This window comes from Burkholderia territorii (assembly GCF_902833055.1).
Classification (GTDB): Bacteria; Pseudomonadota; Gammaproteobacteria; order Burkholderiales; family Burkholderiaceae; genus Burkholderia; species Burkholderia territorii.
Genome location: NZ_CADFEJ010000001.1, coordinates 111701 through 122454 on the forward strand (window position 1 = coordinate 111701; position 10754 = coordinate 122454).

A 10754-nucleotide genomic window follows, 5' to 3' on the forward strand; every position below is an offset into this window, starting at 1 on the left:
GGCCTGGGTCAGAGTTCGCGGCGCAGGGCGTCGAGAAATGCGTCGATGACGGCCTCGTTGCGCCGGAAGAACGCCCACTGGCCGATCCGCGTCGACGTCACGAGGCCCGCGCGCTGCAACGTCGCCAAGTGCGCGGAGACGGTCGACTGCGACAGCCCGCAGCGCGCGTCGATCTGCCCGGCACAGACGCCGTGGTCATACGGCAGCGTCTGCTCCGGGAAATGCGCGCCCGGCGTTTTCAGCCAGACGAGGATTTCCCGGCGCACGGGGTTCGAAAGCGCTTTCAGGATCGCGTCGATGTCGAGTTCGGTCGGCATGGAAAGGTGTGGTGTTCGGGGCGTGCTGCTGGAAAACCGGTGCAAACGGGTATCGTCGATGGGCGAATCATATATCGTAAAAAGACGATATGTGTGAAGGCACTGACGCGAGTAGGGTTGTTGATGTGCTCTGGCACCGGCGCGTCACGCGCCCGCGTATTGGGCGAACAGCCAGCGGCGCATGGCCTCCAGCGCTTCCGAATGGGCGTTGGCTTGCGGAAAGACGACGTAAAACCCGAGCGACATCGGAAACGAAAAATCGAACACGCGGCGCAGCCGGCCTTCCGCGATATCGCGTTCGACGAGCGGCTCGCTGGTCAGCGCGATGCCTTGACCGGCGATGGCGGCGTCGATGGCGAGCAGCGACTGGCTGAACCGCGGCCCTTTCGTCGGATCGGTGCGCCCCGTTGCACCGAGCTTCCCGATGAATTCGGGCCACAGGTCGTGCGCGTCGTGCAACAGCGCATGCGTCGACAAGTCCGCCGGTGTGCGGATCGGCGGCGCGCCGTCGAGCAGTGCCGGGCTGGCGACCGCGAAGATGTCGAGCGGAAACAGCAACTGCGCGGACAGGCCGGCCGGGAACGGCGGCTTGCCGAGCCGGATCGCGATGTCGACGCCGTCGGCGCGGAACGACGCAAGACGTTCGTCGGCGATGACGCGAACCTCGATGTCGGGGTGCTGGCGGCCGAAGTCCGACAGGCGCGGGATCAGCCACTTCGACGCGAACGATGGCGTCGTGGTGACCGTCAGGACGCTGGGGCGCTGACCGAGGGCGTCCGTGGCATCGGCGATGATCTGCAGCGCGCGCTGGACCGACGAAAAATACTCGAGCCCTTCGCGCGTCAGCGCCAGGCCTCTGGGCATACGCCGGAACAGTTGAATTTCCACGACGTTCTCCAGATGCCTGACCTGCTGCGCCACCGCGCCCTGGGTCACGCCGAGTTCGTCGGCGGCCAGCCGGAAATTGAGGTGGCGCGCGGCGGCCTCGAACGCGCGAAGCGCATTGAGCGGCGGGAACCGGCGGGTACGCGACAGAGCCTTCATGCAGTAGAAAAACTACAGGGTATGTGGAGAAATCATCGTTCGACAACGCGATTATAGAGTCCTACAGTGGCGCTTCAGGACGAAGATCGCGGCGTTGAGCCGACCTATCCGGGAGAACAGCATGACTGTAGAGAAAGTGGCATTGGTGACGGCGGCCGGCAAGGGCATGGGCGCCGCGATCGCGCGGGATCTGGCGAGCAGCGGTTATCGCGTCGCGCTGATGTCGCCGTCCGGCAGCGCGACGGAGCTTGCCGGGGAACTCGGCGGCTTCGGCATGGCGGGCTCCGTCACCGAAGACGCCGACATCGAGCGCTTCGTGAGCGGCACGCTCGCGAAGTACGGCCGCATCGATGCGGTCGTCAACAACACCGGGCATCCGCCGAAGGGCGATCTGCTCGCGATCGAGGACGACAACTGGCACGCGGGGCTCGACCTGATCGTGCTCAACGTCGTTCGCGTGCTGCGCCGGGTGACGCCCGTCTTCCTGAAGCAGGGCGGCGGCGCGGTGGTCAACATCTCGAGCTTCGCTGCCGACGCACCCGAGCAGGCGATGCCGGTGTCGTCCGCGCTGCGCGCGGCGCTGAGTTCCGTTACGCGCCTGTACGCCGAGCGGTATGCGAAGGACAACATCCGCATCAACTCGGTGCTGCCCGGCTTCATCGACAGCTGGCCGGAGACGCCCGAGATCGTCGCGCGCATTCCGGTCGGCCGCTTCGGCAGGACGCAGGAGATCGCGCAGACGGTGACGTTCCTGCTGTCGGAAGGCGCCGGCTACATCACCGGGCAGAACATTCGGGTCGACGGCGGGATCGTGCGCGCACTGTAGGCGCAACGCGCGGCACGGCGGCCGCGGCGTCAGTTGTGCCGCTCGCCGATGCGGTTTTCTTCCGGACTCCAGACGCTGAGCCCTTCCGTCGGATCCATCGGCAGATCCCAGGGCCGCGCGGCGATCGCCTGCATCGTCGCGTCGAACCCGGCCTGCCGGCGGGCCGCGATACCGGCGGGTGTGAAATCGATGTCCTTCCACTGATCGTCGCCGTCGAGTCGCGGCGCCGCGAGCTTGATCACGTGCATCGTCGTCTGACAGCCCCACGCGGCGAGCGCTTTCACATCGGCCGTCGTGCGTTCCGCCTCCGGCAGCCGCATGACCAGTTCGCGGATCACGTGGCGCAGCCGGTGAATCTGCTGCTGCCGCGCGATGTTGCTGTCCGTGCGGCTCGCGTACTGAATGTCCTTCTGCCGCTCCGACACCTGCCAGATGCTTTGCGGCTCCGGCCCGACCGGGTTCCACATCTGCACCGAGAAGATGATCGAGCTGCGACGCGGTGCGTCGTCCAGCACGACCTCGACGGGCGTATTCGAATAGATGCCGCCGTCCCAGTAGGGCGTGCCGTCGACCCGCACGGCCGGGAACGCGGGCGGCAGCGCGCCGGAACTCATCACATGCTCGATGCCGAGCGGCCGGTCGCGCGAATCGAAATAGCGCATCGTGCCCGTGCACGCGTTGACCGCGCCGACGGTCAGCCGTGGCCGGCCGGCGTTCAGCAGGTCGAGGTCGACGAGCGACGCAAGCGTGTCGCGCAGCGGCTCGACCACGTAGTAAGACGCGCGCTCGACGCCGACTCGCGCAAGCGGCCCGAGCCACGCGGCGGGATTCGGCCGGAAGAATCCCGGCAGGCCCGCGCCGATGACGGCCAGTTCCGAGCCGATCTTGTCCCAGCTCGTCGGCAAGCCCGGCAGGTTCACGGCGGGCCGTTCGGTGACGTGGCGCCAGAATTCGCCCATCCGTTGCGCGCGATGGGCGGGCGCGTTGCCGGCGATCAGCGCCGCGTTGATCGCGCCGATCGACGTGCCGATGACCCAGTCGGGCTGGATGCCCGCCGCGTCCATCGCCTCGAATACGCCGAGCTGGTACGCGCCGAGTGCGCCGCCGCCCTGGAGCACGAGCACAACCTGGCCCGGCAGCGCCGGATGTGCGGGTTGACTTGCCGTCATCGCTTGCCTCGTGGTCGGTGACGGCCGGCGGGCGCCGGCCGGATGCAACCAGTGTAGGCGATGGTCGGGCGGCGGCCGCGCGGCTGGACGTTCGCGGGCCGTGCGGCGCGCTGCGTCATTCCACGGTGATGGTCTCCTTCATGTATGGATGAATCCCGCAGAACACCTTGTATACCCCGGGCTTGTCGAAACGGAACGAGTAGGTCTCGTCCTGGTCGAGCGCTTTCGAATGGAAGATGCCCGCGTCGTTGACGACGGTATGCGGTTCCGCGTCGAGGTTTTTCCACGTGACCGTCGTGCCGGCCTTGATCGTGGTCGACATCGGCGAAAACATGAAATTGCGGATCGTCACGAGCGGGCCGGCCGGGCTCTGCGCGAATGCGGCCGGCGGCGTGCCGGCAGCGGCCGCGCACAGGGTCAGCGCGGCCGCCAGCGTCGACGGTTTCAGGAAGGTCATGTCGGTCTCCTTGCGTATCAGTATCAGGCGAGCGTCGTGTCGTGCAGCGACGCGGCGACGGGATGGCCGGCGAAGTCGACGGTCGTCACGCCGAGCATCGCGGGCAGCCGGTCGTGCGGCACCGTGAGCGGCACCGGGCCCGGGCCGTTGCCGGCGGTCGGCTGCGGGAAGGCGGTAGAGCGCGCGGTGTGGAACGTCACGTTGCCCTCGACCTTCGACACGATCTGGTGGATGTGCCCGTTCAGCACGGTGACCGAGCCGAAGCGGCGCAGCAGCGCCATCGTCTGCGGTGCGTCGCCGGTGCCCCAGCCCCAGGGTTCGTAGATGGTCCACATCGGCATGTGCGAGAACACGACGATCGGCGTGCTCGACGATTGCCCCTTCAGGTCCTGCGCGAGCCACGCGAGTTGCTCGTCGCCGAAGCTGCCGAGCCCGTTGGGCTTGAAATGCATCACGTTGACGAGCGCGACGAAATGCACGCCCGCGTGATCGAAGCTGTAGTAGCCGCGGTTGTCGGACGCCTTGCCGAACCGGCTGAAATATTCGGCGCCGGAGCCGTCGGTCACGTCGTGCTCGCCGGGCACCGTATGCAGCTCGGGCACGCGCAACGCGGACAGCAGTTGCGACGCGTGGTCGAATTCCTCCGCCTTGGACAGATGCGTGATGTCGCCGGTGTGGATCGCAAGCGCGGGCGCGGCCGGCATTGCGTTGACCAGATCGATCGTTTGCCGAAGCGTGGCCGCGACATCGGGATTCGCGTCCTTGTTGAAGCCGATGTGCGTGTCGCTGACCTGCACGAACAGCGGCCGGCCCGCGTTCGCGGGGAGTGCGGCGCCGCTTTGCGCGAGCGCGAGATCGAACGGCGTGAGGATGCCGCCCGACAGCGTAAACAGCGTGCCGAGGCCGCCGAACGCCATGCATTGCAGGGCCTTGCGGCGCGACGGGCGGGTGGGAGTCGATGAAGACATGTGAGCCTCGCATTCGTATGACGGAACCGGACGGCCGGATCGTCCTGGAAGTAGCCGGCGCCTTCACGTGCCATACCGATGCGGCGACGGGTTTATTCCCGCTCTGGTGCGAGGCCGGACACGGCCGTTCGCGTCTTGCGCAGCGATGGCGGATCGCTTGCGGATGACCTGTCAATGTCCTGTAAGTGACACGTCACGTTTGCGTCATGTGCGCCCGATAGCCTGCGACACCGAATCACCTCTCCGGAGCCCCTCATGCCGAATCTCGCGGCAACGGAAATCAGTCGTGCGGGTCGTCGAAGCGCGCGTACCCTCAGCCTCGCGCTGTTCTTTCCGATCGTTGCCAGCGGCATCGTCCACGTCGGCGCCCAGCCGAGCGTGGATCACGGTCCGGTCCGGGCAAGCCTGATCCTGCCGTTCGTGCTGCTCGTCGTCGCTCCGTGGGCGGCACGGTACCGGGCGTTCCACAAGGTGTTCTGAGCCGCGCCGGCCGATGCCATACGCGGTCGCGCAGTGCGCGGCCGATCCCATCGATTTTCAATTCGACCAAGACGCTACCGATGGATATCAGTTTCTTCGATCCGAATCGCACCGCCAACGCGTCCGCGTGGCGCGTGCTGCCCAACCGCTGGGATGCGGTCGCGTTCCCGCTGATCATCGGCATACTCGCGATGGCGGTCGTCGGCTTCCACGAGACGATGGCGCCGATCGCCACGCTGCAGACGCAGAAGATCTCGCTCGATCCGTCGAACCTGCCCGAATACGCGTTGCGCACCACGTTGCGGATGCTCGCCGCGATGGTCGCGTCGCTCGCGTTCACGCTCGTCTACGGCACGCTTGCCGCGAAAAGCCGCCGCGCGGGCATGGTGCTGATCCCGATCCTCGACATCCTGCAGTCGGTGCCGGTGCTCGGCTACATCTCGTTTACGGTCACGTTCTTCCTCGCGCTGTTCCCGGGCCGCGTGCTCGGTGCCGAGCTTGCCGCGATCTTCGCGATCTTCACGAGCCAGGCGTGGAACATGACGTTCAGCTTCTACCAGTCGCTGCGCACGGTGCCGCGCGACCTGAGCGAGGTGTCGCGCGGCTTTCACCTGACGTCGTGGCAGCGCTTCTGGAAGCTCGAGGTGCCGTTCTCGATGCCGGGGCTGATCTGGAACATGATGATGTCGATGTCGGGCGGCTGGTTCTTCGTCGTTGCGTCGGAGGCCATTACCGTCGGCAACCAGACCATCACGCTGCCCGGGATCGGCGCGTATCTCGCGCAGGCGATTGCCGACAAGAACCTCGGCGCGGTGGGCTGGGTGATCGTCGCGATGTCGGTCGTGATTCTTGCGTACGATCAGTTCCTGTTCCGTCCGCTCGTCGCATGGGCCGACAAGTTCCGGATGGAGAACACCGCGTCGGGCGATGCGCCGCAATCCTGGCTGCTCGACATGCTGCGTCGCACGCACCTGATCCATCAGCTGCTCGTGCCGGCTGGCTGGCTGCTGTCGCAGGCCGCGCGGATTCCGCTGCGCGTGCCGTCGTTCGGCGGTGTCGGCGCCCGCGGCGCATCCGGCCGTGGCCCGTCGCGCGTCGGCGACATCGTCTGGGGCGCGTTCGTGATCCTGCTGACCGCATACGTCGCGTGGCGTGTCGTCAGCTTCGTGTCGACCGGCGTGACGATGAGCGAGGTCGGCCACGTGCTCACGCTCGGGCTGATCACGCTGCTGCGCGTGATCGTGCTGATCGCGATCGCATCGGTGGTCTGGGTGCCGCTCGGCGTGCTGATCGGGCTGCGCCCCGCGCTGGCCGAGAAGATCCAGCCGCTCGCGCAGTTCCTCGCCGCATTCCCGGCGAACCTGCTGTTCCCGGTGTTCGTGATCGCGATCGTTCACTTCCATCTGAATGCGGACATCTGGCTGTCGCCGCTGATCGTGCTCGGCACGCAGTGGTACATCCTGTTCAACGTGATCGCCGGCGCGATGTCCTACCCGAACGACTACAAGGAAGCGACGAAGAATTTTCGCATTCGCGGCTGGCAGTGGTGGCGGCAGGCGATGCTGCCGGGCATCTTCCCGTATTACGTGACCGGTGCGATCACCGCGTCGGGCGGCGCGTGGAACGCGAGCATCGTGTCCGAGTTCGTGCAGTGGGGCGACACGAAGGTCGTCGCGCACGGTCTGGGCTCGTATATCGCACAGATGACCGCCGCCGGCGACTTTCCGAAGATCATCCTGGGCATCGCCGTGATGTCCCTGTTCGTCACCTTGTTCAACCGTCTGCTGTGGCGTCCGATGTACGCCTATGCGGAATCCCGGCTCCGTCTCGATTGAGAGTAAGCGCGATGCAAAATTCGACCGTAATCAACGCCCCCGCCCAGACATCCCAGCCGCTTCAGCCACCGCGACTCGGCGAGGAAATCCTGCGCGTCGAACACGTGAACCGCGGCTTCAACAAGTCGCAGGGCGAACTGCTCGTGCTCGACGACGCAAACCTGTCGCTGCGCGAGGGCGAGATCGTCGGGCTGCTTGGCCGCTCGGGCTCGGGCAAGTCCACGCTGCTGCGAATCATTGCCGGGCTGATCGAGCCGACCGGCGGTGAAGTGACCTACCTCGGCAAGCCGCTGACCGGTCCGGCCGAAGGCGTCGCGATGGTGTTCCAGACCTTCGCGCTGTTCCCGTGGCTGACCGTGCTGCAGAACGTGGAAGCCGGTCTGGAAGCGCTCGGCGTCGGTGCGCGCGAGCGGCGCGAACGCGCGCTCGCCGCGATCGACCTGATCGGTCTGGACGGCTTCGAGAACGCGTATCCGCGCGAGCTGTCGGGCGGCATGCGCCAGCGCGTGGGCTTTGCGCGCGCGCTCGTGGTCGACCCGACGATCCTGCTGATGGACGAGCCGTTCTCCGCACTCGACGTGCTGACGGCTGAAACGCTGCGCACCGACCTGCTCGACCTGTGGACGCAAGGCCGCATGCCGATCAAGTCGGTGCTGATCGTCACGCACAACATCGAGGAAGCGGTGTTCATGTGCGACCGGATTCTGGTGCTCTCGTCGAACCCGGGCCGTGTGATCGCCGAGATCAAGGTGCCGTTCAAGCATCCGCGCAACCGGCTGGATCCGGATTTCCGCAAGCTCGTCGACGACATCTACGCGAAGATGACCGCGCGCCAGACCGGCGAGGCGACGAAGAAGGGGCTCGAGCTCGGCAGCTGGCTGCCGCAGGTGTCGACCAACCTGATGGCCGGCCTGATCGAGACGCTCGCGATGGCGCCGTATCACGGCCGCGCCGACATGCCGGAAATCGCGCGCACGCTGCATCTGGAGGTCGACGAACTATTCCCGATCGCGGAAGTGCTGCAGTATCTCGGCTTCGCAGACGTGCGCGAAGGCGACGTGTTCCTGACGCCGCCCGCGCGCGTGTTTGCCGAATTCGGCACGCAGGAGCGCAAGCTGATGTTCGCCGATCATCTGCTGAAGCATGTGCCGCTCGCCGCGCGAATCAGGAAGGTGTTGAACGAGCGGCCGGGCCATCGTGCGCCGCGCGTGCGCTTCGAGCAGGAGCTCGAGGATTTCCTGTCGGACGAGGCAGCCGAGGAAACACTCGACGCGGTGATCGATTGGGGCCGTTACGGCGAAGTCTTTTCGTACAACGACAAGACGGAAGTGTTCAGCCTCGAGGACGTGGAGAACTGATTCGGATGCAGACGACTGGGGTATGCGTTCGGCTCCGGCTCGAACGCGTGCCGCGGTTCGAAGCAGGAAGCCGGGGCATTTGCAGCGCGCCTGTCCCTGCTTTTTTCAGAAATCCATGGTTCTCGTGTCTCGGAATCGCAGCCTTGAGCCGATGCGCTGTTGCAAATTGGACACGTCATTTTTGAGATGGACGAGCGCTACGGTTGCGAGACAAATCGAGAATCGACGGTGACGCGAAATGTCAATTGGCGCTTCTGGAGGGTGCGAGACAGAGGCGACGAAAGAGACGGGAATATCGTTGCGGGGGCCACGATTATTCCTTTGAAGATGTATTCAAAGTGTCAACCGCTTCGGCTGTTTGAACGCGAGATATTGAGTGGCCTGTTTGATTTGCCGATTTCAGTTGAGTGATGGCCTGAAATCGTCGTGACAATAGTTAAGAAATTTTCCGTAATACTTCAGTTTCGGACACTGTGCGGGTAGGTGTTTCGATAAATTCCGGCGTGAAAGACCAACCATCACGCCGCTAACCAGTGAAGAATCGAGAAACCTCTGCAGCGTTGATTTCGGCGTTGGCGAGTGTTTCCGCGTGGGCGCAAGGCGTGCCGTCGCACGAGACCACGCCTGGCCCACAAATCCAGCGTCTGCAGCAACAGCAAGTCGAAGCCGCCAGGGCGTTGAATCCTCGTCCGAATGTACTGGCGCCGACGAGCGACAAGCCCTCGGCTGCCGGTATCACGAGCCTGCCGGTCGACACGCCGTGCTTTCCGATCAAGGAAATTGCACTGGAAGCCAATGCGTTCGGCTGGCTTGCCCGCATGCTGCAGCCGATCGTCGGACAGTGCGTCGGCAAAACGGCGCTCAAGCACATTCAGGACACGGCAAACAACGCATTGATCGAGCGCGGCTATGTGACGTCGCGCGTGCTTGTGCCGGCGCAATCGTTGCAATCGGGAACGTTGATGCTTCGCGTGGTTCCCGGGCGTATCAGCGACATCCGGACGGACACACCGACGATCGGCTGGATGCGCGCGGCGCTTCCGGTTTCGCGGGGCGCGTTGCTGAATCAGCGCGACATCGACCAGGGGCTCGAGAACCTGCGTCGTCTGCAATCGCAGTCCGACGCGACATTCGACATCGCTCCCGGCGCGCATCCGGGCGAGTCGGCGCTCGTGCTGCATCCGGGCACCGGCAAACGCTGGCATGCCGTCGTCGGCGCGGACAACGCCGGCATGGATTCCACGGGCAAGTACCAGCTGTCGGGCTCGTTCACGTTCGATTCGCCGCTGCACCTCTACGATCAATTGCAGATCGCCGGCACGACGAACGCGAATATCGGTACGTCCGACAAGGGCAGCCAGTCCGTATCGGCGAACTACAGCGTGCCGATCGGCCATGCGCTGTTGACGCTTGGTGCGAGCCGGTCGCGCTACAAGCAGACCGTCGCGGGATTCAGCGACCCGATCGAATACAGCGGTGTCCAGTCGCAACTTCAAGCGGGCCTGTCGGGCGTCATCTACCGTAACGCCCATGCACGTACCGAAATCCGCGGCAACCTGTTCCACAAGATCAGCCGCAACGCGATCGACGGCGTCGACGTCCCCGTGCAGCATCGCGACATCATCGGCTACGAGCTCGGTCTGTCGCATCGCCAGTACGTCGGAAGCGCGGTCATCGACGGTTCATTCGCGTGGCGCGCTTCGTTGCCGGGCCTGTCCGGCAACTCGGGCACGGTCGTCGGCGCGCCAGGTTTCGACGGCAAGACGGAAGTCGAACTGGCAAGCCTGAATGCGCAGATTCCTTTCACGATCGGCGATCGGACGTTCTCGTACCAGTTCGGCTGGAACATGCAGAACGCGCGTACGCCGCTGACGCCTTCCGACTATTTCACGATCGGCACGCGGTATGCCGTACGCGGCTTCGATCAACAACTGACGCTCGCCGCCGAAAGCGGCTGGATCGTTTCCAACGAAATCGGCTGGTACATGCCGACACAGATCGGCACACAAGCCGTTTATGGCGGCATCGATGCCGGGCGCGTGCGGGGGGCTGCCGCGCAGTATCTGCTTGGTGAAACGCTGGTGGGGGCCGTCGTCGGCGTACGCGGCAACCTCGCGCCGAAGAACGTGCTCGGCGCGGCACTGAACTACGACGTATCACTTGGCATGCCATTGTCGAAGCCTCATGGATTCCAGACGAGTTCGCCGACGTTTCTGTTCCAGGTCAGTACGTTGTTCTAATCAGTACGGTTGGGCCGGGCGTCCTGCAAGCAAGTCACGAGAGCCGGCCGCCTCCGAGAT

The 10754-nt window shown here is 65.1% G+C and carries 10 protein-coding genes; 5 read left to right on the top strand and 5 right to left on the bottom strand.

All coding sequences use genetic code 11. The features are described 5' to 3' along the window. Positions 1–8: 8 nt before the first annotated feature. Together HW466_RS00555 and gcvA are read right to left on the bottom strand one after the other, a co-directional pair. Positions 9–317, bottom strand: coding sequence for an ArsR/SmtB family transcription factor (locus HW466_RS00555; RefSeq protein ID WP_059449595.1), 309 nt, complete (start codon positions 315–317; stop codon positions 9–11). Positions 318–461: 144 nt separating this feature from the next. After that, entirely contained in the window at positions 462–1361 is a 900-nt protein-coding gene (gene gcvA / locus HW466_RS00560; RefSeq protein WP_151002886.1) for a transcriptional regulator GcvA, read from the bottom strand. 121 nt (positions 1362–1482) lie between these two features. Between gcvA and HW466_RS00565 the strand changes: the two genes are divergently transcribed. Continuing rightward, complete coding sequence (locus HW466_RS00565; RefSeq protein WP_059449597.1) at positions 1483–2187, top strand: SDR family oxidoreductase; 705 nt, start codon at positions 1483–1485, stop codon at positions 2185–2187. A gap of 29 nt (positions 2188–2216) precedes the next feature. Here HW466_RS00565 and HW466_RS00570 read toward each other — a convergent pair whose 3' ends face one another. The 3 genes from HW466_RS00570 to HW466_RS00580 form a co-directional block, all read right to left on the bottom strand. Continuing rightward, positions 2217–3356 (bottom strand): patatin-like phospholipase family protein, encoded by a 1140-nt coding sequence (locus tag HW466_RS00570; protein ID WP_059449598.1) that lies wholly within the window; start codon positions 3354–3356, stop codon positions 2217–2219. 115 nt (positions 3357–3471) lie between these two features. After that, the gene (locus tag HW466_RS00575) at positions 3472–3813 is read right to left on the bottom strand and encodes a cupredoxin domain-containing protein (protein WP_059449599.1); all 342 of its coding nucleotides are present in this window, start codon (positions 3811–3813) and stop codon (positions 3472–3474) included. Positions 3814–3836: 23 nt separating this feature from the next. Beyond that, positions 3837–4781: a metallophosphoesterase family protein gene (locus HW466_RS00580; protein WP_059769308.1), complete on the bottom strand. Its 945-nt coding sequence runs from the start codon at positions 4779–4781 to the stop codon at positions 3837–3839. A 255-nt stretch (positions 4782–5036) separates the two neighbouring features. Here HW466_RS00580 and HW466_RS00585 point away from each other — a divergent pair, with 255 nt between their 5' ends. From HW466_RS00585 to HW466_RS00600, 4 genes are all read left to right on the top strand, one after another. After that, entirely contained in the window at positions 5037–5261 is a 225-nt protein-coding gene (locus tag HW466_RS00585; RefSeq protein WP_151002888.1) for a phosphate transporter, read from the top strand. Between the two features lie 80 nt (positions 5262–5341). Next, entirely contained in the window at positions 5342–7096 is a 1755-nt protein-coding gene (locus tag HW466_RS00590; RefSeq protein ID WP_151002890.1) for an ABC transporter permease, read from the top strand. 11 nt (positions 7097–7107) lie between these two features. Continuing rightward, on the top strand, positions 7108–8454 hold the full coding sequence (locus HW466_RS00595; RefSeq protein WP_151002892.1) for an ABC transporter ATP-binding protein: 1347 nt from the start codon (positions 7108–7110) through the stop codon (positions 8452–8454). Positions 8455–9026: 572 nt separating this feature from the next. Beyond that, positions 9027–10694 (top strand): ShlB/FhaC/HecB family hemolysin secretion/activation protein, encoded by a 1668-nt coding sequence (locus tag HW466_RS00600; protein WP_151002894.1) that lies wholly within the window; start codon positions 9027–9029, stop codon positions 10692–10694. Positions 10695–10754: the final 60 nt, after the last annotated feature.